Origin of the sequence: Actinacidiphila sp. bgisy160 (genome assembly GCF_965342435.1) — a bacterium.
Lineage (GTDB): Bacteria > Actinomycetota > Actinomycetes > Streptomycetales > Streptomycetaceae > Actinacidiphila.
Window position 1 is genome coordinate 16,134 of sequence record NZ_CBDRCM010000062.1, and the last position, 25,055, is coordinate 41,188.

Sequence of the window (25,055 nt, forward strand, 5' to 3'; positions counted from 1 at the left end):
GGCATTGTCAGTGGCCCCCGCTACGGTCTGTGACGAAGGTCGAGGACCGGTGAGCGGGGGGATCGATGAGCGTCGGCATCGCGTACGGGCAGGGGCGCGTGCCCGGGTGGCGAGGCGGGTTCGGGCGGCTGTGGACGGCCGCGGCGGTCTCGCGGTTCGGTGACGGGCTGCGCGCGGCCGCGCTGCCGCTGCTCGCCGTGGGCCTGACCGACTCGCCGCTGCTGGTCTCGCTGGTCACCGCCGCCGGTTTCGTGCCCTGGATCGTCTTCGGACTGCTCGGCGGGGCGGTGGCCGACCGGGTGGACCAGCGGCGCGCCATGTGGGCCGTGGACGCGGTACGGGGCGCGCTCACGGCCGCCTTCACGCTCGCGGTGTGGCTGGACCGGGCGGGCATCGGGCTGCTGCTCGTGCTGGCGTTCGCACTGACCACGCTGCAGACCCTCTTCGACAACGCCGCGACCTCCCTGCTGCCGGCGGTCGTACCCTCCCGTGCCCTGGGACGCGCCAACGCCCGGCTGATGACCGATCAGAGCATAGCCGCGACCTTCCTCGCCGCGCCGCTGGTGCCGGTGCTGTTCGCTCTCACGGCCGCGCTGCCCTTCGGGGTGGACGCGCTCACCTACGCCGTCGCGGCCGGGCTGGTGGCGTCGCTGCGGCGGCCCGCGCCCGAACGGGCCGCGCGGGCCGCGGGCCGCACGCTCCGGCAGGACATCGCCGAGGGCATACGGGCGCTGTGGCGGGATCGCGTGCTGCGGGCGCTGTGCACGGCCAACACCGTGGTCAACGTGGGCATCGGCGCCCTGGTGGCGACCCTGGTCCTCCAGGTCACCGGCTGGCTCCACGCGGGGCACACGGGATACGCCGTCGTGCTTGTGGCCTACGGGGCGGGCAGCGTGGCCGGAGGCGCGGCCGCGGGGCGGCTGTCCGCGCTGCTGGGCGGCCGCGTCAGGAGCCTCGCGCCGGGCCTGGCCCTGCAGGCCGGCTGCCTGGTCCTGGCAGGCACCGTGCGCTCCCTGCCGGTGACCGCGGGCACCCTGGCCGTCTTCGGCGCCCTCGGCACCGTGTGGAACGTCAACGAGACCACCCTGATGCAGCAGCGCACCCCCGAGAACTTGCTGGGCCGGGTCAGCGCGGCCATGCGCACCCTGGGAGTCGCGGGGGCCCCGCTCGGCGCCTTGCTGGGCGGCGCCGCGGCGCAGACCCTGGGGCCGAACACCCCGTTGCTGCTCGCGGCCGTGCTGCTGGGCTGCGCGTTGCCCGCTCTTCGCCCGATCGTCACCGCGCCGGACCGCGGACGTGAAACAACGACGCCCACGTAATCAACTAGTTTGGACCTGCAGCAGGAGGACGAGGAGAAGTGGACTGATGTCCGATACCAACACGCAGGGCCGAACCCGTCTCGACCAGCGGCCCGAGTGGCACGCGCTCGCCAGGCACCACGAGGAGCTGGGCGCCACCCACCTGCGGGAGCTGTTCGCCGCCGACCCGGACCGCGCCCGGCGCTTCACCGTGCAGGTCGGCGATCTCCATCTGGACTACTCCAAGCACCTGGTGACCGACGAGACGCTGCGTCTGCTGCGAGACCTCGCGGCGGCCACCGACGTCGCGGGGCTGCGGGACGCCATGTTCCGCGGCGAGAAGATCAACGTCACCGAGGACCGCGCCGTGCTGCACACGGCGCTGCGCGCCCCGCAGTCGTCCGACATCACGGTCGACGGCGTCAATGTGGTGCCCGGTGTCCACCATGTGCTCACCCGGATGGGGAGCTTCGCCCACTCCGTCCGCGCGGGCAAGTGGGTCGGCTCGACCGGACGCCGCATCAAGAACGTGGTGAACATCGGCATCGGCGGTTCCGACCTGGGACCGGCGATGGCCTACGAGGTGCTGCGCGCGTACACCGACCGCGGGCTCACCTTCCGGTTCGTCTCCAACGTGGACGGCGCCGACCTCCACGAGGCGCTGCACGACCTGGACCCCGCCGAGACGCTGTTCATCGTCGCGTCCAAGACGTTCACCACCATCGAGACCATCACCAACGCCACCTCGGCGCGCGAATGGCTGCTCAACGGGCTCGGCGGCGACGAGAACGCGGTGCGCTTCCACTTCGTGGCGGTGTCCACGAACGCGGCGGAGGTCGCCAGGTTCGGCATCGACACCGACAACATGTTCGAGTTCTGGGACTGGGTCGGCGGCCGCTACTCGTACCCGTCCGCCATCGGGCTCTCGCTGATGATCGCCATCGGCGAGGCGCAGTTCCGGGAGATGCTGGCCGGCTTCCACCTGGTCGACGAGCACTTCCGCACCGCCCCTCCGGAGGCCAACGCGCCGCTGCTGATGGGCCTGCTGGGCGTCTGGTACGGCCAGTTCTTCGACGCGCAGGCGCATGCGGTCCTGCCGTACAGCCACTATCTGTCGAAGTTCACGGCCTACCTGCAGCAACTCGACATGGAGTCCAACGGCAAGTACGTGGACCGCGAGGGACGGCCCGTCGACTGGCAGACCGGCCCGGTCGTGTGGGGCACGCCCGGCACCAACGGCCAGCACGCCTACTACCAGCTGCTGCACCAGGGCACGAAGTTCATCCCCGCGGACTTCATCGGCTTCGCAAACCCGGTCGACGAGCTGCAGTCGGCCTTCGCGGCCCAGCACGACCTGCTGATGGCCAACTTCTTCGCCCAGACGCAGGCACTGGCCTTCGGAAAGACCAGCGAGGAGGTCCGTGCCGAGGGCGTCCCGGAGGCGCAGGTACCGCACCGCACCTTCCGCGGCAACCACCCGACGACGACCATCCTCGCCAAGGAGCTCAACCCGTCGGTGCTGGGCCAGCTGGTGGCGCTGTACGAGCACAAGGTCTTCGTGCAGGGCGCGGTCTGGAACATCGACTCCTTCGACCAGTGGGGCGTCGAGCTGGGCAAGGTCCTCGCAAAGCGCGTGGAGCCCGCCCTGACCGAGGGCGCCGAGGTGCCCGGCCTGGACGCGTCCTCCAAGGCCCTGGTGGCCACCTACCGGTCGCTGCGCGGCCGCTGAGGCGTCTGACGCCCGGACGCCGAGGAACGCCGGAAAGAGAACGCCGGGCGGGCTCCGAGGAGCCCGCCCGGCGTCTTGCGTCGCCTCCCGCGCCGGTTATCGCCTCACGGCGAGGACGGCGGGTACAGCTGCGGGGGCAGCTTCGCCGCGGCCGTACGGTCCAGCAGCCACAACGTGCGGGCCCGCCCGTGGGCACCCGCCGCCGGAGCCTGGATCTCGCCGGGCCCGGACAGCGCGATGGCCACGGCGCCCGCCTTGTCCTCGCCCGCCGCCAGCAGCCACACCTCGCGGGCGGCACGGATGGCGGGCAGGGTGAGCGAGATCCGGGTCGGCGGCGGCTTGGGGGAGCCGTGCACGCCCACCACCGTGCGCTCGGTCTCGCGGACCCCCGGGTGCCCGGGGAAGAGCGAGGCCACGTGCGTGTCCGGCCCCACGCCGAGCATCAGCACGTCGAAGGAGGGCACCGGCCCGTGGTCCTCGGGCCCGGCCGCCGCCGCCAGCTCCTGCGCGTACGCCTCGGCGGCGGCGTCCGCGTCGTTGCCGAGCGGCCCGTCCGAGGACGGCATGACGTGCACCCGCGCGGGCTCGACCGGGACCGCGTCGAGCAATGCCTCACGGGCCTGGGTGTCGTTGCGGTCCGGATCGCCCGAGGGCAGGAACCGCTCGTCGCCCCACCACAGATCCAGCCGCGCCCAGTCCACCGCGTCCCGGGCCGGCGAGGCGGCCAGGGCGGCGAGCAGGGCGTTGCCGTTGCGGCCGCCGGTCAGCACCACCGAGGCGGAGCCGCGGGCGGCCTGGGCGTCCACGATCTTCGTGATCAGCCGGGCCGCCGCGGCCTGCGCCATCAGTTCCTTGTCCCGGTGGACGACCACCTGGGGTGCGGTCACTGGGCGGCCGCCTTCTTGCCCGAGCCGCCGTTCCGGCCCGGGCCCGCCGCTGCCGCGGCGGCCGGCTCGGCGGTCGCGTCCTCGGCCCGCAGCAGCTGGTCCACGCCGAACTTGACCGCGGCGGCGTACGCCTCGTCGGGGTCGAGTCGGCGCAGCTCCTCGGCGATCAAGTCCGAGGTCGCCCGCCGCTGCAGCGCCACGTGCCGGTCCGGCTGGCCGGGGATGGCCAGCTCGGCCAGCGAGCCGGTCGGCCGGTCCAGGCAGATCTCGCCGTCCGCGGTCGCCAGCCGTACGGCGGTGATGCCGGGGCCGTCGGAGATCTTCCGCTTGACGGGCACACCGAGCCGCCGGGCGAGCCACAGCCCGAGCAGCTCCGTGCTCGGGTTGTACGCCTCGCCCTCGACGACGGCGCCCTTGACCGCGGCCTGCTTCTGGTCCAGGGCCGCGGCCAGGACGCTGCGCCACGGGGTGATCCGGGTCCAGGCGAGATCGGTGTCGCCGGGGGTGTACGTCTCGGCCCGCAAGCCCAGGGCGGCGACCGGGTCCTCGGTTGCCCCCGCGTCGGTGATCCGGCGCGCCGCGAGCCGGCCCAGCAGGTCCTCGGCGGGGTTCGCCGGGGCGTCCTCGGGCCACCACACCACCACGGGGGCGTCGGGCAGCAGCAGCGGCAGGACCACGCTCTCGGCGTGGTCGGCGAGTTCGCCGTGCAGGCGGAGCAGCACCGTCTCGCCGGTGCCGGACTCGCCGCCGACGCGGACCTCGGCGTCGAGGCGGGCGCCGCGGCGGTCGCGGGGGGAGCGGCCGGGCCGCTTGATGACGACCAGGATGCGCGAGGGGTGCTCGCGCGAGGCGTCGGAGGCGGCCTTGAGGGCGTCGTAGTGGTTGCCCTCGTCGGTGACGATGACCAGGGTCAGCACCATGCCGACGGCCGGGCTGCCGATCGCGCGGCGTGCCTTGATCAGCGCGGAGTTGATCTTGCTTGAGGTGGTCTCGGTCAGGTCGATGTTCATGGCCGGCGCCAGCTCCTGCCGTCTCGTGCGAGCATCTCGTCCGCCGCCTTCGGACCCCAGGTGCCCGCCGTGTACTGCTCCGGCTTGCCGTGCCGGTCCCAGTACTCCTCGATCGGGTCCAGGATCCGCCAGGACTCCTCCACCTCCTGGTGCCGGGGGAAGAGGTTGGCGTCGCCGAGCAGCACGTCGAGGATCAGCCGCTCGTAGGCCTCCGGGCTGGACTCGGTGAAGGACTCGCCGTAGGCGAAGTCCATCGTCACGTCCCGGATCTCCATCGAGGTGCCCGGCACCTTGGAACCGAACCTGATCGTCACACCCTCGTCCGGCTGGACGCGGATGACCAGGGCGTTCTGCCCCAGCTCCTCGGTGGCCGTGTTGTCGAACGGGGAGTGCGGGGCGCGCTGGAAGACGACCGCGATCTCGGTGACGCGGCGGCCCAGGCGCTTGCCGGTGCGCAGGTAGAAGGGGACGCCGGCCCAGCGGCGGTTGTCGATGCCCAGCTTTATCGCGGCGTAGGTGTCGGTCTTGGACTTGGCGTCGATGCCGTCCTCCTCCAGGTAGCCGAGCACCTCCTCCCCGCCCTGCCAGCCGTGCGCGTACTGGCCGCGCACGGTGTGCCTGCCGAGGTCCGCCGGCAGCTTGACCGCCTGCAGCACCTTCAGCTTCTCCTGCACCAGCGACTTGGCGTCGAAGGAGGCGGGCTCCTCCATCGCGGTCAGCGCGAGCAGCTGCAGCAGGTGGTTCTGGATGACGTCGCGTGCCGCGCCGATCCCGTCGTAGTAGCCCGCGCGGCCGCCGATGCCGATGTCCTCGGCCATCGTGATCTGCACGTGGTCCACGTAGGAGCGGTTCCACAGCGGCTCGAACATCGTGTTCGCGAAGCGCAGCGCCAGGATGTTCTGGACCGTCTCCTTGCCCAGGTAGTGGTCGATCCGGAAGACGTCCTGGGAGCGGAAGACCTGGTGGACGACCTGGTTGAGCTCCTGGGCGCTGGCCAGGTCGTGGCCGAAGGGCTTCTCGATGACGGCCCGCCGCCAGGAGCCCTCCGGAGGATCGGACAGCCCGTGCTTCTTCAGCTGCTGGACCACGCTCGGGAAGAACTTGGGCGGCACCGAGAGGTAGAAGGCGAAGTTGCCGCCCGTACCGCGGGCCTTGTCCAGTTCGTCGACGGTCGCGCGCAGCTTCTCGAAGGCCTGGTCGTCGCCGAAGTCGCCGGGGACGAACCTCATCCCCTCGGAGAGCTGCTGCCAGACCTCCTCACGGAAGGGGGTGCGCGCGTGCTCCTTGACGGCGTCGTGGACGACCTGCGCGAAGTCCTCGTCCGCCCAGTCGCGGCGCGCGAAGCCGACGAGCGAGAAGCCCGGCGGCAGCAGTCCGCGATTGGCGAGGTCGTACACGGCAGGCATCAGCTTTTTACGTGACAAATCACCCGTGACGCCGAAAATCACCAGGCCCGACGGCCCCGCGATGCGCGGGAGCCGTCGGTCCGATGCGTCACGCAGCGGGTTGGCGCTGCTCAACGTGCTTACGCCTCCTTCGGCGCCAGGCGCTTGAGCTCGGCCTCGGTCGAGCCGAGCAGCTCGTTCCAGGACGCCGCGAACTTCTCGACGCCCTCGTCCTCCAGCAGCTGGACGACGTCGTCGTACGAGATGCCGAGCGCGCCGATCGCGTCCAGCTCGCCCTGGGACTGCTCGTACGTGCCGCGGATGGTGTCACCGGTGATCTCGCCGTGGTCGGCCACCGCGTCCAGCGTGGCCTCGGGCATGGTGTTGACGATGCCCGGGGCGACCAGCTCGGTCACGTACAGCGTGTCCGGGTAGGCCGGGTCCTTCACACCGGTGGAGGCCCACAGCGGACGCTGCTTGTGCGCGCCCTCGTGCTCCAGCGCCTGCCAGCGGTCGGAGGAGAAGACCTCCTCGTACGCCTGGTAGGCCAGCCGGGCGTTGGCGACGGCGGCCTTGCCCTTGAGGGCCCTGGCCTCGTCGGTGCCCAGCTTCTCCAGGCGCTTGTCGATCTCGGTGTCCACGCGGGACACGAAGAAGGAGGCCACCGAGCGGATCAGGGAGAGGTCCAGGCCCGCGGCCCGGGCCTTCTCCAGGCCCGCCAGGTAGGCGTCCATGACCTCGAGGTAGCGCTCCAGCGAGAAGATCAGCGTGACGTTGACGCTGATGCCCCTGCCGATCACCTCGGTGATGGCCGGCAGGCCCGCCTTGGTCGCCGGGATCTTGATCAGGGTGTTGGGCCGGTCCACCAGCCAGGCCAGCTGCTTGGCCTCGGCGACGGTGGCGGCGGTGTTGTGGGCCAGGCGCGGGTCGACCTCGATGGACACCCGGCCGTCCTGGCCACCGCTGGCGTCGTACAGCGGGCGCAGCACGTCGGCCGCGTCGCGCACGTCGGCGGTGGTGATCATGCGCAGGGCCTCGTCCACCGTCACCTTCCGGGCGGCGAGGTCGGCGAGCTGCTGCTCGTAGCCGTCACCGCCGGCGATCGCCTTCTGGAAGATCGAAGGGTTGGTGGTGACGCCGACCACGTGGCTCTGGTCCATGAGTTCGGCCAGGTTGCCGGAGGTGATCCGCTTGCGGGACAGGTCGTCGAGCCAGATCGCCACGCCCTCGTCGGAGAGGCGCTTGAGTGCGTCTGTCATGGGTTCTGCATCTCCTCGGTACGTCGTATGCGTCTGTGCGTCAGCGAGCGGCGGCGGCGATCGAGTCGCGTGCGGCGGCGGCCACGGCCTCTGAGGTCAGACCGAACTCGCGGTAGAGGACCTTGTAGTCGGCGCTTGCCCCGAAGTGCTCCAGGGACACGATCCGTCCCGCGTCACCGACGAAGCGGTGCCAGGTCAGCCCGATGCCGGCCTCGACGGCGACCCTCGCCCGGACGTTCGGCGGCAGGACGCCTTCGCGGTACGCCTGGTCCTGCTCCTCGAACCACTCCACGGACGGCATGGAGACCACGCGCGCCGGGATGCCGTCGGCCTGCAGCTGCTCGCGGGCCTCCACGGCCAGCTGCACCTCGGAACCGGTCGCGATCAAGATGACCTGCGGCTGACCGCCCTCGGCGTCGAGCAGCACGTACCCGCCCTTGGCCGCGTTCTCGTTGGCCGGGTAGGTCGGCACGTTCTGGCGGGTCAGCGCCACGCCGTGCGGGGCGGGCTTGGCGGTGTGGCGGCGCATGATCTCGGCCCAGGCGATCGCCGTCTCGTTGGCGTCGGCCGGCCGGACCACGTTCAGGCCGGGGATGGCGCGCAGCGCGGACAGGTGCTCGACCGGCTGGTGGGTCGGGCCGTCCTCGCCCAGGCCGATGGAGTCGTGCGTCCACACGTAGGAGACCGGCAGCTTCATCAGCGCGGCCAGGCGCACCGCCGGGCGCATGTAGTCGGAGAACACCAGGAAGGTGCCGCCGTAGACGCGGGTGTTGCCGTGCAGCGCGATGCCGTTCATCGTCGAGCCCATGGCGTGCTCGCGGATGCCGAAGTGCACGGTGCGGCCGTACGGGCTCGCCTCTGGCAGCGGGTTGTCCGCCGGGAGGAACGAGGACGAGGCGTCGATGGTGGTGTTGTTCGAGCCGGCCAGGTCGGCGGAGCCGCCCCACAGCTCGGGGATCACGCTGCCCAGCGCCTTGAGGACCTCACCGGAGGCCTTGCGGGTGGCGACGTCCTTGCCCGCGGGGAACTCGGGGACGGCGTCCTCCCAGCCGGCCGGGAGCTCGCCCGCGTGGACGCGGTCGAAGGTCCGGGCCCGCTCCGGGTTGGCGGAGCGCCACTCCTCGAACCGCTTGGTCCACTCCGCGTGGGCCTCGCGGCCGCGGTCGGCGACCTTGCGCGCGTGCGCCAGCACCTCGGGGGCGACCTCGAAGTCCTGCTCGGGGTCGAAGCCGAGCACCTTCTTGGTGGCCGCGACCTCGGCGTCACCCAGCGCCGAGCCGTGGGCGGCCTCGGTGTTCTGGGCGTTCGGGGCGGGCCAGGCGATGATCGTGCGGGCCGCGATGATCGAGGGGCGGTCGGTGACGGCCCGCGCCTTCTCGAAGGCGGCGTACAGGGCCTGGACGTCGAAGTCGCCCGAGGGGTCCTGGTCGATGCGCTGCACGTGCCAGCCGTAGGCCTCGTAGCGCTTCAGCACGTCCTCGGAGAAGGCGGTCGCGGTGTCGCCCTCGATCGAGATGTGGTTGTCGTCGTACAGGGCGATCAGATTGCCCAGCTTCTGGTGCCCGGCCAGGGAGGACGCCTCGGCGGAGATGCCCTCCTCCAGGTCGCCGTCGGAGACGATCGCCCAGATGGTGTGGTCGAAGACCGACTCGCCGGGAGCCGCGTCCGGGTCGAACAGGCCGCGCTCGTAGCGGGCGGCCATCGCCATGCCCACCGCGTTGGCGATGCCCTGGCCCAGCGGGCCGGTGGTGGTCTCCACACCCGTCGTGTGACCGTGCTCGGGGTGGCCGGGGGTGCGCGAGCCCCAGGTGCGGAAGGCCTTGAGGTCCTCCAGCTCCAGGCCGTACCCCGAAAGGAAGAGCTGCGTGTACAGCGTCAGGGATGTGTGTCCCGGCGAGAGGACGAAGCGGTCGCGACCGGTCCACCCGGCGTCCGAGGGGTCGTGCCGCATCAGCTTCTGGAACAGCAGGTAGGCCGCGGGGGCGAGGCTCATCGCCGTACCCGGATGGCCGTTGCCGACCTTCTGCACGGCATCCATCGCCAGAACCCGGGCGGTGTCAACCGCACGCTTGTCCAGCTCGGTCCACTCCAGCTCGGTGGTGGTCGGCTCGGTGCTCACCTGAGAGGGCTCCTCTCCACATGTATTACGCCGGTGACGAAGTGCACACCGGGCGTTGCCGAGCCTACCCCTGCACGTACGTGCACCTTTTCGAGTGTGGGCTCGACGGCTGCGGCAACCGATCCCCGGGCAGCGGCATTCCCTCCCCGGCACCGGTGGTGAGACCAGCGTGCCCTGGTCAGCGTTTCTTCGCCTGTTGAACACGGAACACCTTCAGGTTGCCGCGCTCTTGCGCTATGGAGGCCAACACGTGGCACCCCCGAGCGCGGCCGGAGTATCCGCTACGTCTAAAGTGGCGTGGTACGCGCAAGCGGAGCCGCTTGCTGGACTTTTCCTCAGGGGTGTTCGTGACGGCCGTCGAATCCCGGCCCGCCGGAGCCATCGGGTCGAGCCACGGCCACCGGCCGTTCGGTGCCCGTGTGATGGCGTTCGTGGCGCTGACCAAGCCGCGCATCATCGAGTTGCTGCTCATCACGACGGTTCCGGTGATGTTCCTGGCGGCGGGCGGCGTTCCCGACCTGTGGCTGGTCGCGGCGACGATGATCGGCGGCTACATGTCGGCGGGCGGCGCCAACGCCCTCAACATGTACATCGACCGCGACATCGACGCGCTCATGCACCGTACGGAGCAGCGTCCGCTGGTCACCGGCATGGTCGCGCCGTGGGAGTGCCTGGTCTTCGGCGTCACGCTTTCGGTGGTTTCCACCGCCTGGTTCTGGGTGCTGGTCAACCCCCTGTCCGCGGCGCTGTCCCTGGCGGCCATCCTCTACTACGTATTCGTCTACACCCTCGGCCTCAAGCGCCGCACCGCCCAGAACATCGTCTGGGGCGGGATCGCCGGCTGCATGCAGGTGCTCATCGGCTGGTCGGCGGTGCGGAACGAGCTGGCCTGGGCGCCGTTCGTGCTCTTCCTCGTCCTCTTCTTCTGGACGCCGCCGCACTACTGGCCGCTGTCGATGAAGGTGAAGGACGACTACGAGCGGGTGGGCGTGCCCATGCTGCCGGTCGTGGCGGGCAACGTCGTGGTGGGCCGGCAGATCGTCATCTACAGCTGGGTGATGGTGCTGGTCTCGCTCACCCTGTGGTGGCCGCTCGGCGCGGCGAGCTGGTTCTACGCGGCCGCCGCCGTGCTGCTGGGCGCCTTCTGGCTGGTCGAGGCACACGCCCTGTACGCGCGGGCCAAGGCCGGCGTGGTGGGTGCCAAGCTCAAGGAGATGCGGCTGTTCCACTGGTCCATCACCTACGCGACGCTGCTGTTCGTCGCCGTGGCCGTGGACCCCTTCCTGCGCTGATTACCGGCGGGTAGCATTCCTGCCATGGCAGAGACCCAGGAAGCAGTCACCCAGGCCGCGGACCGCAGGGCCGCGGCCCGAGCCGAGCGCCGCGCCGCCCGCCTGGCGAGGCAGATCAGCGCGTTCGCCAAGAGCCACGGCGGCGGCGCCGAGGGCCAGATCGCCTACATCGGGGAGGTCGGCACCCGCATCGTGCTCGTCGGCGAGGACGGCGAGTGGGGCGACCTGGTGGCTCCCACGTACGACATCGCCCGCAGCGCCGTGGAGCGCTCCGGGATCACCGCGCACGAGTCCTTCGACGGCGACTTCGCCGCCAAGGTGCGCACCGGCCGCTACGAGTGGTCGCGGATGGCCGGAATCCAGATCGGCGGCCCCGCCAACACCTGACGCCGGGCCCGTCCGCCGGGACCATGGACCATGGGAGTGGTCCGGTTGACGCGCGGGAACGAGGAGGCGCCGGTGGAGACCGAGGAACGCGACGAGCGGCGGCTGACGGCCCGCCGGGAAGCGGCGCGGCTGTCCGCGGAGGGCGTGCGCGCCGTGGCCGTCAGCTGGGTCGACAACGCGGGCATCAGCAGAGCGAAGACCGTGCCGACCGGCCGGTTGCCGCACGCGGCGCACCGCGGCGTGGGTATGTCGCCGGTCTTCGACGTCTTCACCTCCGACGACTCCATCACCTCCTCCGCGCTCATCGGCGGCCCCGACGGCGACCTGCGTCTCTTCCCCGACCTGGACCGGCTCACCGTCCTGGCCGCCCGGCCCGGCTGGGCCTGGGCCCCGGCCGACCGCTACGACCAGGACGGCCGCCCGCACCCCGCCTGCCAGCGGCTGTTCGCCCGCCGCATGACGGAGCGGGCCGCCGAGCGCGGCCTGGAGCTGCGGATGGGCTTCGAGACCGAATGGGTCGTGGTCAAGGACGACGGCAGCGGCGACTGGGCGTCCCGCGGCCCGGCCTACGGCCTGACCGGGGTGATCGAACTCTCGGACTACCTGCTCGAACTCCACGACGCGCTCGCCGAGCAGCGCATCGAGGTCCTGCAGGTGCACCCCGAGTACGCGCCCGGCCAGTTCGAGGTCTCCACCGCGCCCGCCGACCCGGTGCGCGCCGCCGACGAGGTCGTCCTCGTCCGCGAGACCGTACGGGCGGTCAGCGCCGCCCACGGCCTGCGCGCCTCCTTCGCCCCGACCGTCGTCGCCGGGCAGGTGGGCAACGGCTGCCACCTGCACCTGAGCCTGCGCGAGCACGGGCACAACCTGCACCGCGACCCCACCGCCCCGTACGGCCTGGCGCCCGCCGCGAACGCCTTCCTGGCCGGCGTGCTCGACGCCCTGCCCGCCCTCTGCGGCATCGGCGCCCCGTCCCCGGCCAGCTACCTGCGCCTGGTCCCCTCCCGCTGGGCCGGCGTGCACCGCTGCTGGGGCGTGGAGAACCGCGAGGCGGCGCTGCGCCTGGTCCCGGGCGAATCCGACGACCCCGACGGCGGCCACGCCGAGCTGAAGCCCTTCGACGCCGCCGCCAACCCCTATCTGCTGGTCGGCTCCGTCATCGCGGCGGGCCTGGCCGGCCTGCGCGACGGCGGGGGGACCCTGCCCCCGCCGGTCAGCGGGGACCCGGTCGAGCGCGGTGACCAGAAACGGCTGCCGACCTCGCTCAGCGAGGCCGTCTCGCACCTGGTGCGCAGCGCGGCGCTGAAGGAGGCACTGGGGGAGGCGCTGTTCGGCGCGGTGGTCGCGGTGCGGCGGGCCGAGTCCGAGGCGCTGGCCGAGTACGGTCCCGCCGAGCTCGCGGAGGCCACCCGGTGGCGGTGGTGATCGAGCCGCCGCCGCTGGTCGACCACCACTGCCACGGTGTCGTCCGCGGCGAGCCCGGCATCGCGGCCTTCGAGGGGTACCTCACCGAGTCCGACGCGCCCGCGGCGCCCGGACCACCTTCTTCGACACCCAGACCGGCTTCGCCGTCCGCCGCTGGTGCCCGCCGCTGCTCGGTCTGGAGCCGCACTGCCCGCCGGTGAACTACCTCGCCCGGCGGCGCGAACTCGGGGCGTACGAGACCACGCGCCGCCTGCTGCGGGGCAGCGGGATCGGCACGTACCTCGTCGACACCGGTCTGCCCGGCGACCTGACGACTCCCGCGGAGCTCGCCGCGGCGGGCGGGGGAGCGCAGCGGGAGATCGTGCGGCTGGAGCGGCTCGCTGAGGACGTCGCCGCGAACTGCGACTCGGCCGGGGCACTGGTCGAGGGCATCGCCGAGGCCGTCCACGCCGCGGCGCGCACCGCCGCCGGCTTCAAGTCGATCGCGGCATACCGCCACGGCCTCGGCCTCGCCCCGGATCCTCCGGCGCCCGGCGAGGTCCGGCACGCCGCAGGGGCCTGGCTGGACGCGCGCCGCGCCGGCCGCGCCCGGCTCGACGACCCCGTTCTGCTGCGGCACCTGCTGTGGGCGGCCGTCGCGACCGGGCTGCCGCTGCAGCTGCACACCGGCTTCGGCGATCCGGACCTGCGACTCGACCACGCCGATCCGGCGCTGCTGACGGAATTCGCCCGGGCGACCGCGGGCACCGGCACCGACCTGGTGCTGCTGCACTGCTACCCCTACCACCGTCAGGCGGCGTACCTGGCCAACGTCTTCCCCCATGTGCACGCGGACGTCGGCCTCGCCCTCACCCACGTGGGGGCGCGGGCCGGCGCAATCCTCGCGGAGTTCCTTGAGCTGGCGCCGTTCGGGAAGCTGCTGTTCTCGACGGACGCCTACGGGCTGCCCGAACTCTATGTGACTGGCGCCGAGGCCTTCCGCGGCGCGGTGCGCGACGTACTGGGCGGCTGGGTCGCGGACGGCGCCTGGTCGGCGGCCGACGCCCGGCGCGTCGCGGCCATGGTGGCGGCGGACAACGCGCGACGGTTGTACCGGCTCCCGTGAGCGGCGCCGGTGGGCGCGTTTGCGGTATGCCGGTGCCAGTGCCGCTGGGCGGGTGCGGGTTCGTCCCGCGGCGAGGCACCGGGACAGCCGCCCGCTGCCCCAGCCCCGGTGCTAGGGGCAGGCAGGCCCCTACCCGGCCGGTGCCGGCTCCGGGGCCGACGCGGCGGACACCGGGAGCGGCGCCTCGCCGGGCTCGGTCGCCGGACGCTCGCGCATCGAGAGCAGCACCCGCAGCACCGCGATCCACACCAGCGTCGAGCCGAGCATGTGGAGGGCCACCAGGACCTCGGGCAGCTTCGTGAAGTACTGGACGTAGCCGATGACGCCCTGCGCCAGCAGCACGACCAGCAGGTCCCGCACCCGCCCCCGCGGCCCCGCGGGGGCGTCGACGGCGCGCAGCACGAACCACAGCGCGATGGTGAGCCCGCACACCACCCACGCCAGGTCGGCGTGGAGCTGCGAGACCGTCTCCCACTTCACCGGGACGCGCGGCACATCGCTGCTGTCGCCGGCGTGCGGCCCGGCCCCCGTCACGAGCGTGCCGACCGCGATCAGCGCCCCGGAGGTGGCGATCAGCACCCACGCCAGCTGCCTGACCGGCTTGCCGACCAGGGGGCGCGGTGCCGCGTCGCCCTCGTCGGCACGCTGCCACATCAGCAGCGCGACGGCGATCAGCGCGCTGGAGAGCAGGAAGTGCGCGGCGACGGTGTACGGGTTGAGACCGGTCAGGACGGTGAAGCCGCCGAGCACGGCGTTGCCCATGACGACCCAGAACTGGGCCCAGCCGAGCCGGGGCAGCCCGCGCCGCCACGGCTTGGCGGCCCGCGCGGCGATGATCGCCCAGCCCACGGCGGCGCACAGCACGTACGTCAGCATGCGGTTGGCGAACTCGATGGCTCCGTGCAGCCCCATCTCACCGGTCGCGGTGAGGCTCTCGTCGGTGCACTTGGGCCAGGTCGGGCAGCCGAGGCCCGAACCGGTCAGCCGGACGGCACCGCCGGTCACCACGATGACGACGCTCATCACGAGCGCGGCCAGAGCGGCCCGCCGGACCGTCTCCGGGGACGGGGTCCAGCGCTGGGCGATGAAGGCCAGGGGGTTTCGCACGGCTTGGCCTGCTTGGCTGAGATTCGGCACGACCACCATCGTAGGCGCCTCCTTGTGCAATCCTTCACGAGGGGGACGCCCAGGGGAGGGGATGGGGACATGACCGATGTCGACCGGCGGAAACTGCTCTACGGAGGAGCCGCCGCGGCGCTCACGGGGATCGGCGCGGCCGCGTACTCCGCCGCCGGAACGCCCGCCGCCGAGGCCGTACGGCAGCCGCGGAGCACCACGCACCCAGGCGTGGTCGACGTCGTCGCCGACTTCGGCGCCAAGGGCGACGGCAGCACCGACGACAGCAAGGCCTTCGCGGACGCCTACCGGTACGCCGAGTCGCGTCTGGACGACCACACCGGCCGTACGGTGATCGACGTCCCGCCCGGCAAGTACCTGATCACCGAGCCCGGCGCGCTCCTGGACGGCGACGACCCGGCCAACGCCGCCAACGGCCTGCGTTTCCGCGGCGCGGGTCTGCGGATCAGCGAGATCGTCTTCGCGCCGCGGGAGCCCGCGGACGCCTTCCTGTGCCGCAACGACGACATGTGGCAGAACCTCGCCTTCGAGGGCCTGCGCTTCACCTCCGGCACCCCGGGCGCCTCCTTCTTCTCCTCCTACTCCACCGGCGGAGCGGCGAACTACCGCTTCACCGACTGCGAGTGGATGGGGGAGTGGGAGTACGGCATCGCCCTCGACGGCACCAACACCAACTCCGAGATGCGCTGGGAGGCCTGCCGGGTGGGCGGCGCCTACCGCAGGGCGTTCCTCTACTCGGGCCTGTCGAAGCGCTCGGAGAACCCGGAGCAGCAGGACCAGTTCCTCAACTACTGGTTCACCGACATGAACGTCACCTACGAGTGGGGCAACTTCCTGGAGTTCCCCTACGGCGGCTCGGTCACCTGCCGCGCCGGGAGCTACATCGTCACCGGGCGCCGCCCCGCCCCCCACCCCGACTACGGCTACGAGAGCGCCTTCTTCCGCTTCCCCCGCAAGCAGCACTTCAGCTCGGTGCAGCGCTTCCACGCCGAGGACATCCGCTTCGAACTGCGCAACGCCGACACGGTCGTCATCGACTGCGAGTGGGGCGCCGGCACCGTCCACTTCAACGACTGCGACGACACCGCCAACGCCTTCAAGTCCTTCGCCCCCGGGCTGCGGGCCCACCGCTACACGCTGGGCCCGCGCGGGCCGCTGGTGCGCTACGACTCCTGCCAGCTCACCGGCGCCCACCGGTACCGCACCGACGGCTCCGCCGACCTGCCCACGACCGTCCGCTACGACATGTGCCTGCTGGCCAGTCATGCTCCGGAGAGCGGCTTCCTCGCCCTCGACGAGGGGCAGGGCACCGGCTTCGCCCGCTTCGTGGACTGCGTCAATCCCACCTGAACCAGCGCGCCGCCGCGCCGAGGCCCAGCACGGCCCACGCGGCGAGGACGCCGAGGTCGCCCCACGGCACGCCCGCTCCGTGCTGGAGGACGTCGCGTAGGCCGTCCGACAGGGCCGAGATCGGCAGCAGCTCCAGGACGGAGCGGGCCGCCGCCGGGAACCTGTCCAGCGGCACGATCACCCCGCCGCCGACGAGTAGCAGCAGGAAGACCAGGTTCGCGGCGGCGAGCGTGGCCTCGGCGCGCAGGGTGCCCGCCATCAGCAGGCCGAGGCCGGAGAAGGCCGCCGTGCCCAGGGCGAGCAGCAGGAGCACCGAGAGCGGATCGCCGTGCGGCGACCAGCCCAGCGCGAACGCGATCACGGTGAGCAGTACGACCTGCAGTATCTCGGTGACCAGCACGGAGCCGGTCTTGGCGGTCATCAGCGCCCAGCGCGGCAGCGGTGACGCGCCGAGCCGCTTGAGCACCCCGTAGCGCCGCTCGAAGCCGGTGGCGATGGCCTGGCCGGTGAAGGCGGTGGACATCACGGCCAGCGCGAGGATGCCGGGGGCGAGGAAGTCGACGGCCTCGCCGGCGCCGGTGTCGACGATGTCGACGGCGCTGAACAGGACCAGCAGCAGCGTGGGGATGACGACGGTCAGCAGCAGCTGCTCGCCGTTGCGCAGCAGCATCCGGGTCTCCAGTGCCGTCTGCGCGCCGATCATCCGGGGCAGCGGGGCCGCGCCGGGGGCCGGGGTGAAGGTGCCGGTGGCGGTCACGAACGCAGCTCCTTGCCGGTGAGCTCGAGAAAGACGTCCTCCAGGGTGCGCCGCTCGACCGCGAGGCGGTCCGGCATCACGCCGTGCTGAGCGCACCAGGAGGTGACGGTGGCCAGCATCTGCGGACCGACCTTGCCCTCGATCCGGTAGCTGCCCGGGGTGAGCTCCACCGCGGCGGAGTCGGCGGGCAGCGCCTTGAGCAGGGAGGCCAGGTCCAGACCCGGGCGGCCGGAGAAGCGCAGGGTGTTCTCCGCGCCGCCGCGGCACAGCTCCTCGGGGGTGCCGCCCGCTATCACGCGGCCCTTGTCGATGATCGCGACGTCGTCCGCGAGCTGCTCGGCCTCGTCCATGAAGTGCGTGGTCAGGACGACGGTGACCCCGTCGGTGCGCAGCTCGCGGACCAGTTCCCAGGTGGTGCGGCGGGCCTGGGGGTCCAGTCCGGCCGTCGGCTCGTCCAGGAACACCAGCTCCGGGCGGCCAACGACCGCCATCGCGAGCGCCAGGCGCTGCTGCTGGCCGCCGGAGAGCCGGCGGTACGGGGTGCGGCCGCAGGACTCCAGGCCGAGTCGTTCCATCAGCAGGGCGGGGTCGACGGGGTCGGCGTGCAGCTTGGCGGTGTGCCGCAGCATCTCCTCGGCGCGGGCGCCGGCGTACACGCCGCCGGACTGCAGCATGACGCCGATCCGGGGCCGCAGCGCGGCGGCCTCCCGTACGGGGTCGAGCCCCAGCACCCGCACCTGGCCGCCGTCGGGACGGCGGTATCCCTCGCAGGTCTCGACGGTGGTGGTCTTCCCGGCTCCGTTGGGTCCGAGCACGGCGGTCACGGTGCCCCGGGCGATGCTCAGGTCGAGCCCGTCCACCGCGGTCTTGGCGCCGTAGCGCTTGACCAGTCCCGTCACCTCGACCGCGGGGTCCATTCGCATGACGGGAAGTCTACGAACCCGCGCGGGGTGCTTTGCCGGGAGGGCGGTGCCTGGCCTCGCCGCCGCAGGGTCGCTCCTGGTGGGCGGCGGGCGCGGCGCGGGCACCGGGGAGATCGTTTCCGCAGGCCAGGTCAGGTTCCCCTAAGTGACGCAGCAGACATGCGCCCGAGGGGCCGCCGCTTGCCTCTCCGAGATGAATTACGCAACACTGGCCTTGTGAAAAACGCGTCCGAGGCTCAGGAGGAGCAGACGACCGGGGAGCGGAGCACCCGCAACCGGGTCGCCAGGTCCGTCCTGCTCCATGGGCCGTCGACGGCCGCCGACCTGGCGGAACGTCTCGGGCTCACTCAGGCGGCGGTACGCCGCCATCTGGATGCGCTCCTCGCCGAGGGCATGGTCGAACCGCGTGAGAAGCGGGTTTACGGGAACCGCGGCCGCGGCCGCCCCGCCAAGGTGTTCGCGCTGACCGACTGCGGCCGCGATGCCTTCGACCAGGCCTACGACCAGCTCGCCGCCGACGCCCTGCGCTGGATCGCCGAGTCCGCGGGCGGTGGGCAGCAGGGGGACGCCGCGGTGTCCGCCTTCGCCCGCGCCCGGGTCGCCGCCCAGGCCGAACGCTACCGGGCGGTCGTCGAGGCGGCCGGCCCCGAGGAGCGCACACAGGCCCTGGCCAAGGCGCTCAGCCAGGACGGGTACGCTGCCACCACGCGCAACGCGCCCGCCTCCGCCGGCGAGCAGCTCTGCCAGCACCACTGCCCGGTGGCCCACATCGCCGAGCAGTTCCCGCAGCTGTGCGAGGCGGAGGCCGAGGTCTTCTCCCGCCTGCTCGGCACCCATGTACAACGGCTGGCGACCATCGCCCACGGAGACGGTGTCTGCACCACCTTCGTGCCGAAGGCCGCGCCTCCGGCCGGATCGAACGCACCAACCAACACCGCAAGCAACGCCGGGAGGAACCCCGCATGACTGCCCCCCTGGAGACGGCTCACCCTGAACTCGAGGGTCTGGGCAACTACGAGTACGGCTGGGCCGACTCGGACGTGGCCGGTGCCGCCGCCCGTCGTGGTCTGAACGAGGACGTCGTCCGCGACATCTCCGCGAAGAAGAACGAGCCCGAGTGGATGCTCAAGCTGCGTCTCAAGGGCCTGAAGCTCTTCGAGAAGAAGCCCATGCCCACGTGGGGCTCGGACCTGTCGGACATCGACTTCGACAACATCAAGTACTTCGTGCGGTCCACGGAGAAGCAGGCGGAGTCCTGGGAGGACCTGCCCGAGGACATCAAGAACACCTACGACAAGCTGGGCATCCCCGAGGCGGAGAAGCAGCGGCTGGTCGCGGGCGTGGCGGCGCAGTACGAGTCGGAGGTCGTCTACCACCAGATCCGCGAGGACCTGGAGGAGCAGGGCGTCATCTTCCTGGACACCGACACGGCGCTCAAGGAGCACCCCGAGCTGTTCCAGGAGTACTTCGGCACGGTCATCCCGGCGGGTGACAACAAGTTCGCCTCGCTGAACACCGCGGTGTGGTCCGGCGGCTCCTTCATCTACGTGCCGAAGGGCGTGCACGTCGAGATCCCGCTGCAGGCCTACTTCCGGATCAACACCGAGAACATGGGCCAGTTCGAGCGGACGCTGATCATCGTCGACGAGGACGCCTACGTCCACTACGTCGAGGGCTGCACCGCGCCGATCTACAAGTCGGACTCGCTGCACAGCGCCGTAGTCGAGATCATCGTGAAGAAGGGCGGCCGCTGCCGCTACACGACGATCCAGAACTGGTCGAACAACGTGTACAACCTGGTCACCAAGCGCGCCGTGGCGTACGAGGGCGCGACCATGGAGTGGGTCGACGGCAACATCGGCTCCAAGGTGACCATGAAGTACCCGGCCGTGTACCTGATGGGCGAGCACGCCAAGGGCGAGACCCTGTCGATCGCCTTCGCCGGCGAGGGTCAGCACCAGGACGCCGGCGCCAAGATGGTGCACATGGCGCCGAACACCTCCTCCTCGATCGTCTCCAAGTCGGTGGCCCGCGGCGGTGGCCGCACCTCCTACCGCGGTCTGATCGAGATCGGTGAGGGCGCCGCCGGCTCCAAGTCGAACGTGCTGTGCGACGCGCTGCTCGTGGACACGATCTCGCGCTCGGACACCTACCCGTACGTCGACGTCCGCGAGGACGACGTGTCGATGGGCCACGAGGCGACCGTCTCCAAGGTCAGCGAGGACCAGCTCTTCTACCTGATGAGCCGCGGCCTGGAGGAGACCGAGGCGATGGCCACCATCGTCCGCGGCTTCGTGGAGCCGATCGCGCGAGAGCTGCCCATGGAGTACGCGCTGGAGCTCAACCGGCTGATCGAGCTGCAGATGGAGGGCGCGGTCGGCTGACGCCGCCCCCTCCGCCCGGGGCCACCCCCTGGCATGGCAACCCCGACAAGCTCGTGAGCGAGCCGAAGGGCGCGCCGCCGCCGAAAGTGACGCGAGACCGAGCGACCGAGGAACGAGGGAGCGAAGTGTCGAGGAACGTCGGCGGCGGGTCGCAGCGCCCGGAGGCGAGCGAACACAGAAAGAGGCAGTAAGACAGCCATGGCTGAAACCATCCCGGCCGCCGGTGCCACCACCGAAGGCGCCATCCAGGTCGGCCAGCCCCGGGACGCCCGGGTCAGCGCGCCCGCGTCCTACGACGTGGCCGACTTCCCCGTGCCGCACGGCCGCGAGGAGGAGTGGCGCTTCACCCCGCTGGAGCGGCTGCGCGGTCTGCACGACGGCACCGCCGTCGCCACCGGCGGCGTCAAGGTCGAGGTGAGCGCCCCCGAGGGCGTCACCGTCGAGACCGTCGGCCGGGACGACGCCCGGGTCGGCAAGGCGGGCAAGCCGGTGGACCGGGTCGCCGCCCAGGCGTACAGCTCCTTCGAGAAGGCCGGCGTCGTCTCCGTCCCCAAGGACGCGGTGCTCTCCGAGCCGGTGCGGATCTCCGTGCACGGCCAGGGCGGGGTGGCCTTCGGCCACCAGGTCATCGAGGTCGGGGCGTTCGCCGAGGCGGTCGTGGTGATCGACCACACCGGAGACGCCACCCTCGCCGCCAACGTCGAGTACCTGATCGGCGACGGCGCCAAGCTGACCGTCGTCTCCGTCCAGGACTGGGACGACACCGCCGTGCACGCCGCCCAGCACACCGCCCTGGTCGGCCGCGACGCGACCTTCAAGTCCGTCGTCGTCACCTTCGGCGGCGACGTGGTGCGGCTGCACCCGCGGGTCGTCTACGGTGCCCCGGGCGGTGAGGCCGAGCTGTACGGCCTGTACTTCACCGACGAGGGCCAGCACCAGGAGCACCGCCTCTTCATCGACCACGACACCCCGCACTGCCGGTCGAACGTGGCGTACAAGGGCGCGCTGCAGGGGCGGGACGCGCACGCGGTGTGGATCGGCGACGTGCTCATCCGCGCCGAGGCCGAGGGCACCGACACCTACGAGCTCAACCGCAACCTCGTGCTCACCGACGGCGCCCGCGTCGACTCGGTGCCGAACCTGGAGATCGAGACCGGCGAGATCGTCGGCGCCGGCCACGCCTCGGCGACCGGCCGCTTCGAGGACGAGCAGCTGTTCTACCTCATGGCCCGCGGCATCCCGGCCGACGAGGCCCGCCGGCTGGTCGTGCGCGGCTTCTTCGCCGAGCTGATCCAGCAGATCGGTGTCGCCGACCTGCAGGAACGCCTGCTGGAGAAGATCGACGCGGAGCTGGAGGCGTCCGTCGTATGACCACTGCTGAAGGCTTCGTCCGCGCCTGTGCGCTGAGCGAGCTCGAGGAGGACACGCCCAAGCGTGTCGAGCTCGGCGGCGTACCGGTGTCGGTCGTGCTCACCGGGGGCGAGGTGTTCGCGATCAACGACATCTGCTCGCACGCGAACGTCTCGCTGTCCGAGGGCGAGGTGGAGGACTGCCAGATCGAGTGCTGGCTGCACGGCTCCTCCTTCGACCTGAGGACCGGCAAGCCGTCCGGGCTGCCCGCGACGCGGCCCGTCCCCGTGTACCCCGTTCAGATCCAAGGGGACGATGTGCTCGTCTCCGTCACCCAGGAGTCCTGAGACACCCATGGCAACGCTTGAGATCCACGACCTGCACGTCTCCGTCGAGGCCGAGAACGGTCCGCGGGAGATCCTCCGCGGCGTCGACCTGACCGTGAAGCAGGGCGAGACCCACGCCATCATGGGTCCGAACGGCTCCGGCAAGTCGACCCTTGCCTACTCGCTGGCGGGCCACCCGAAGTACACCGTCACCAGTGGGACCGTGACCCTGGACGGCGAGGACGTGCTGGCCATGTCCGTCGACGAGCGGGCCCGGGCCGGCGTCTTCCTGGCCATGCAGTACCCGGTCGAGGTCCCCGGCGTCTCGGTCTCCAACTTCCTGCGCACCTCGGCCACCGCCATCCGAGGCGAGGCCCCCAAGCTGCGCACCTGGGTGAAGGAGGTCAAGGAGGCCATGGAGCGCCTGCACATGGACCCCTCCTTCGCCGAGCGCAACGTCAACGAGGGCTTCTCCGGCGGTGAGAAGAAGCGCCACGAGATCCTCCAGCTCGAGCTGCTCAAGCCCAAGATCGCGATCCTCGACGAGACCGACTCCGGCCTGGACGTCGACGCGCTGCGCATCGTCTCCGAGGGCGTCAACCGGGTGCGCGAGAGCGGTGAGGTCGGCACCCTGCTGATCACCCACTACACGCGGATCCTGCGCTACATCAAGCCCGACCACGTCCACGTCTTCGCCGCGGGCCGCATCGCCGAGTCCGGCGGTCCGGAGCTGGCGGACAAGCTGGAGGCCGAGGGCTACGAGGCCTATGTGAAGGGAGGCGCGTCCGCGTGACACCGCAGTTGCCGGGCCTGCTGGACACCGAGGCGATCCGCAAGGACTTCCCGGTGCTGGACCGTCTGGTCCACGACGGGAAGAGGCTCGTCTACCTGGACAACGCCGCGACCTCGCAGAAGCCGCGCCAGGTCATCGACGCCCTCAGCGAGTACTACGAGCGCTACAACGCCAACGTCCACCGCGGTGTGCACACGCTCGCCGAGGAGGCCACGGCGCTGTACGAGGGTGCCCGCGACAAGATCGCGTCCTTCATCAACGCGCCGAGCCGCGACGAGGTGATATTCACCAAGAACGCCTCGGAGTCGCTGAACCTGGTCGCCAACATGCTGGGCTGGGCCGACGAGCCCTACCGCGTGGACAGCGACACCGAGATCGTCATCACGGAGATGGAGCACCACTCCAACATCGTCCCGTGGCAGCTGCTGTCGCAGCGCACCGGCGCGAAGCTGAAGTGGTTCGGCCTGACCGACGACGGCCGGCTCGACCTGAGCGACATCGAGCAGGTCATCACCGAGAAGACGAAGATCGTCTCCTTCACGCTGGTCTCCAACATCCTGGGCACGATCAACCCGGTCGAGGCGCTCGTCCGCCGCGCCCAGCAGGTGGGTGCCCTGGTGCTCATCGACGCCTCGCAGGCCGCGCCGCACATGGTGCTGGACGTGCAGGCACTGCAGGCCGACTTCGTGGCCTTCACCGGCCACAAGATGCTGGGCCCGACCGGCATCGGCGTGCTGTGGGGCCGCCAGGAGCTGCTGGAGGACCTCCCGCCGTTCCTGGGCGGCGGCGAGATGATCGAGACCGTCTCCATGCACGAGTCGACCTACGCGCCCGCGCCGCACAAGTTCGAGGCGGGCACGCCCCCGATCGCCCAGGCCGTCGGCCTCGGCGCCGCGGTGGACTACCTGAACGCCGTCGGCATGGACCGGATCGCCGCGCACGAGCACGCGATCACCGAGTACGCGCTGCGCCGGCTGAAGGAGGTGCCCGAGCTGAGGATCATCGGCCCGGACACCCCCGAGGGCCGCGGGTCCGCGATCTCCTTCACGCTCGGCGACATCCACCCGCACGACGTGGGTCAGGTCCTCGACGAGCAGGGCATCGCCGTGCGGGTCGGGCACCACTGCGCCCGGCCGGTCTGCCTGCGGTACGGAATTCCCGCGACCACGCGAGCGTCGTTCTATCTGTACTCCACGCCGTCCGAGGTCGACGCCTTGGTCGAGGGCCTGGAGCACGTACGGAACTTCTTCGGCTGAGGGACGGACGGCGAAGCCTGTGAAGCTGGATTCGATGTACCAGGAAGTCATCCTGGACCACTACAAGAACCCGCACGGCCGCGGCCTGCGCGACGGTGACGTCGAGGTGCACCACGTCAACCCGACGTGTGGTGACGAGATCACGCTGCGCGTCAAGCTCGACGGCACGTCCATCCGGGACATCAGCTACGAGGGCCAGGGCTGTTCCATCAGCCAGGCCAGCGCCTCGGTGCTCAACGAACTGCTCGTCGGCCGCCAGGTCGACGAGGCCGTGAAGGTCCAGGAGGTCTTCCTGGAGCTGATGCAGTCCAAGGGCAAGCTGGAGCCCGACGACGCGATGGAGGACGTCCTGGAGGACGCGGTCGCGTTCGCCGGCGTCTCCAAGTACCCGGCGCGCGTGAAGTGCGCGCTGCTGAGCTGGATGGCGTGGAAGGACGCCACCGCCCAGGCGCTGGGCGATGGCGCGGTCAGGGAGTCCGCATGAGCGACAACGCAGAAGTGACGACGACGAAGCCGGCGAGCGAGGAGGAGATCCGTGAGGCCCTCTACGACGTCGTCGACCCCGAGCTGGGCATCGACGTCGTCAACCTCGGGCTGATCTACGGCATCCACATCGACGACAGCAACGTCGTCACCCTCGACATGACGCTCACGTCGGCGGCCTGCCCGCTGACCGACGTCATCGAGGACCAGGCCAAGTCGGCCACCGACGGCATCGTCAACGACCTGAAGATCAACTGGGTCTGGATGCCGCCGTGGGGCCCCGACAAGATCACCGACGAGGGCCGCGAGCAGCTGCGCGCGCTCGGTTTCAACGTCTGACCCTCGCGGGCCCGCACCGGGCCCGCGAGGGACCACGACCGCGGGGGGGGGGGGGCCGGGG

22 protein-coding genes and 1 pseudogene are annotated in these 25,055 nt (G+C 71.4%); 15 read left to right on the forward strand and 8 right to left on the reverse strand.

What is annotated here, in order from left to right; genetic code table 11:
* The first annotated feature begins 65 nt into the window (after positions 1-65).
* Positions 66-1,319, forward strand: coding sequence for an MFS transporter (locus ACRWNP_RS31900; protein WP_431967560.1), 1,254 nt, complete (start codon positions 66-68; stop codon positions 1,317-1,319).
* A gap of 46 nt (positions 1,320-1,365) precedes the next feature.
* The gene (gene pgi / locus ACRWNP_RS31905; protein ID WP_431967562.1) at positions 1,366-3,027 is read left to right on the forward strand and encodes a glucose-6-phosphate isomerase; all 1,662 of its coding nucleotides are present in this window, start codon (positions 1,366-1,368) and stop codon (positions 3,025-3,027) included.
* Between the two features lie 104 nt (positions 3,028-3,131).
* On the opposite strand, the gene pgl is transcribed toward pgi, so the two are convergent.
* From pgl to tkt, 5 genes are read right to left on the reverse strand one after another with little or no spacing between them, the layout of a single operon-like run.
* Positions 3,132-3,914, reverse strand: coding sequence for a 6-phosphogluconolactonase (gene pgl, locus ACRWNP_RS31910; RefSeq protein WP_431967564.1), 783 nt, complete (start codon positions 3,912-3,914; stop codon positions 3,132-3,134).
* On the reverse strand, positions 3,911-4,924 hold the full coding sequence (gene opcA, locus ACRWNP_RS31915; RefSeq protein ID WP_431967566.1) for a glucose-6-phosphate dehydrogenase assembly protein OpcA: 1,014 nt from the start codon (positions 4,922-4,924) through the stop codon (positions 3,911-3,913). Before opcA ends, pgl begins: the two co-directional genes overlap by 4 nt.
* Entirely contained in the window at positions 4,921-6,444 is a 1,524-nt protein-coding gene (zwf, locus tag ACRWNP_RS31920; RefSeq protein ID WP_431967568.1) for a glucose-6-phosphate dehydrogenase, read from the reverse strand. The genes opcA and zwf overlap by 4 nt, the downstream gene beginning before the upstream one ends.
* Positions 6,445-6,449: 5 nt before the next feature.
* Positions 6,450-7,568, reverse strand: a complete 1,119-nt coding sequence (gene tal / locus ACRWNP_RS31925) for a transaldolase (protein ID WP_431967570.1) — start codon at positions 7,566-7,568, stop codon at positions 6,450-6,452.
* A gap of 40 nt (positions 7,569-7,608) precedes the next feature.
* Positions 7,609-9,687, reverse strand: a complete 2,079-nt coding sequence (gene tkt, locus ACRWNP_RS31930; protein ID WP_431967572.1) for a transketolase — start codon at positions 9,685-9,687, stop codon at positions 7,609-7,611.
* Between the two features lie 341 nt (positions 9,688-10,028).
* On the opposite strand from tkt, the gene ACRWNP_RS31935 reads away from it, so the two are divergent.
* From ACRWNP_RS31935 to ACRWNP_RS31950, 4 genes and pseudogenes are all read left to right on the forward strand, one after another.
* Positions 10,029-10,979, forward strand: coding sequence for a heme o synthase (locus tag ACRWNP_RS31935; protein ID WP_431967599.1), 951 nt, complete (start codon positions 10,029-10,031; stop codon positions 10,977-10,979).
* Positions 10,980-11,003: 24 nt separating this feature from the next.
* Positions 11,004-11,366, forward strand: coding sequence for a hypothetical protein (locus ACRWNP_RS31940; protein WP_431967574.1), 363 nt, complete (start codon positions 11,004-11,006; stop codon positions 11,364-11,366).
* A gap of 72 nt (positions 11,367-11,438) precedes the next feature.
* A complete protein-coding gene (locus tag ACRWNP_RS31945; protein WP_431967576.1) occupies positions 11,439-12,791 on the forward strand; it encodes a glutamine synthetase family protein in 1,353 nt (450 codons plus the stop codon).
* Positions 12,788-13,896, forward strand: a pseudogene (locus ACRWNP_RS31950) (amidohydrolase family protein). The gene ACRWNP_RS31945 and the pseudogene ACRWNP_RS31950 overlap by 4 nt, the downstream one beginning before the upstream one ends.
* A 129-nt stretch (positions 13,897-14,025) precedes the next feature.
* Here ACRWNP_RS31950 and ACRWNP_RS31955 read toward each other — a convergent pair.
* A complete protein-coding gene (locus ACRWNP_RS31955; RefSeq protein WP_431967578.1) occupies positions 14,026-15,042 on the reverse strand; it encodes a COX15/CtaA family protein in 1,017 nt (338 codons plus the stop codon).
* A 60-nt stretch (positions 15,043-15,102) separates the two neighbouring features.
* Here ACRWNP_RS31955 and ACRWNP_RS31960 point away from each other — a divergent pair, with 60 nt between their 5' ends.
* Positions 15,103-16,383, forward strand: a complete 1,281-nt coding sequence (locus ACRWNP_RS31960) for a glycosyl hydrolase family 28-related protein (protein ID WP_431967580.1) — start codon at positions 15,103-15,105, stop codon at positions 16,381-16,383.
* Here the strand turns inward: ACRWNP_RS31960 and ACRWNP_RS31965 are convergent.
* Together ACRWNP_RS31965 and ACRWNP_RS31970 are read right to left on the reverse strand one after the other, a co-directional pair.
* A complete protein-coding gene (locus ACRWNP_RS31965; RefSeq protein ID WP_431967601.1) occupies positions 16,370-17,086 on the reverse strand; it encodes an ABC transporter permease in 717 nt (238 codons plus the stop codon). The two genes, ACRWNP_RS31960 and ACRWNP_RS31965, sit on opposite strands and share 14 nt — an antisense overlap.
* Positions 17,087-17,136: 50 nt before the next feature.
* On the reverse strand, positions 17,137-18,063 hold the full coding sequence (locus ACRWNP_RS31970; protein ID WP_431967582.1) for an ABC transporter ATP-binding protein: 927 nt from the start codon (positions 18,061-18,063) through the stop codon (positions 17,137-17,139).
* A 216-nt stretch (positions 18,064-18,279) separates the two neighbouring features.
* Here ACRWNP_RS31970 and ACRWNP_RS31975 point away from each other — a divergent pair, with 216 nt between their 5' ends.
* The 8 genes from ACRWNP_RS31975 (at position 18,280) to ACRWNP_RS32010 (ending at position 24,994) form a co-directional block, all read left to right on the forward strand.
* Positions 18,280-19,029 (forward strand): helix-turn-helix transcriptional regulator, encoded by a 750-nt coding sequence (locus ACRWNP_RS31975; protein ID WP_431967584.1) that lies wholly within the window; start codon positions 18,280-18,282, stop codon positions 19,027-19,029.
* The gene (gene sufB, locus ACRWNP_RS31980) at positions 19,026-20,447 is read left to right on the forward strand and encodes a Fe-S cluster assembly protein SufB (RefSeq protein WP_431967586.1); all 1,422 of its coding nucleotides are present in this window, start codon (positions 19,026-19,028) and stop codon (positions 20,445-20,447) included. Before ACRWNP_RS31975 ends, sufB begins: the two co-directional genes overlap by 4 nt.
* A gap of 198 nt (positions 20,448-20,645) precedes the next feature.
* The gene (gene sufD, locus ACRWNP_RS31985; RefSeq protein WP_431967588.1) at positions 20,646-21,818 is read left to right on the forward strand and encodes a Fe-S cluster assembly protein SufD; all 1,173 of its coding nucleotides are present in this window, start codon (positions 20,646-20,648) and stop codon (positions 21,816-21,818) included.
* A complete protein-coding gene (locus ACRWNP_RS31990; protein WP_431967590.1) occupies positions 21,815-22,144 on the forward strand; it encodes a non-heme iron oxygenase ferredoxin subunit in 330 nt (109 codons plus the stop codon). The genes sufD and ACRWNP_RS31990 overlap by 4 nt, the downstream gene beginning before the upstream one ends.
* Before the next feature lie 7 nt (positions 22,145-22,151).
* Positions 22,152-22,916, forward strand: coding sequence for a Fe-S cluster assembly ATPase SufC (gene sufC, locus ACRWNP_RS31995; RefSeq protein WP_431967592.1), 765 nt, complete (start codon positions 22,152-22,154; stop codon positions 22,914-22,916).
* Positions 22,913-24,172, forward strand: a complete 1,260-nt coding sequence (locus ACRWNP_RS32000) for a cysteine desulfurase (protein ID WP_431967594.1) — start codon at positions 22,913-22,915, stop codon at positions 24,170-24,172. Before sufC ends, ACRWNP_RS32000 begins: the two co-directional genes overlap by 4 nt.
* 19 nt (positions 24,173-24,191) lie before the next feature.
* Complete coding sequence (gene sufU / locus ACRWNP_RS32005; RefSeq protein ID WP_326576995.1) at positions 24,192-24,656, forward strand: Fe-S cluster assembly sulfur transfer protein SufU; 465 nt, start codon at positions 24,192-24,194, stop codon at positions 24,654-24,656.
* Positions 24,653-24,994, forward strand: a complete 342-nt coding sequence (locus ACRWNP_RS32010; RefSeq protein WP_431967597.1) for a metal-sulfur cluster assembly factor — start codon at positions 24,653-24,655, stop codon at positions 24,992-24,994. Before sufU ends, ACRWNP_RS32010 begins: the two co-directional genes overlap by 4 nt.
* Positions 24,995-25,055 lie beyond the last annotated feature (61 nt).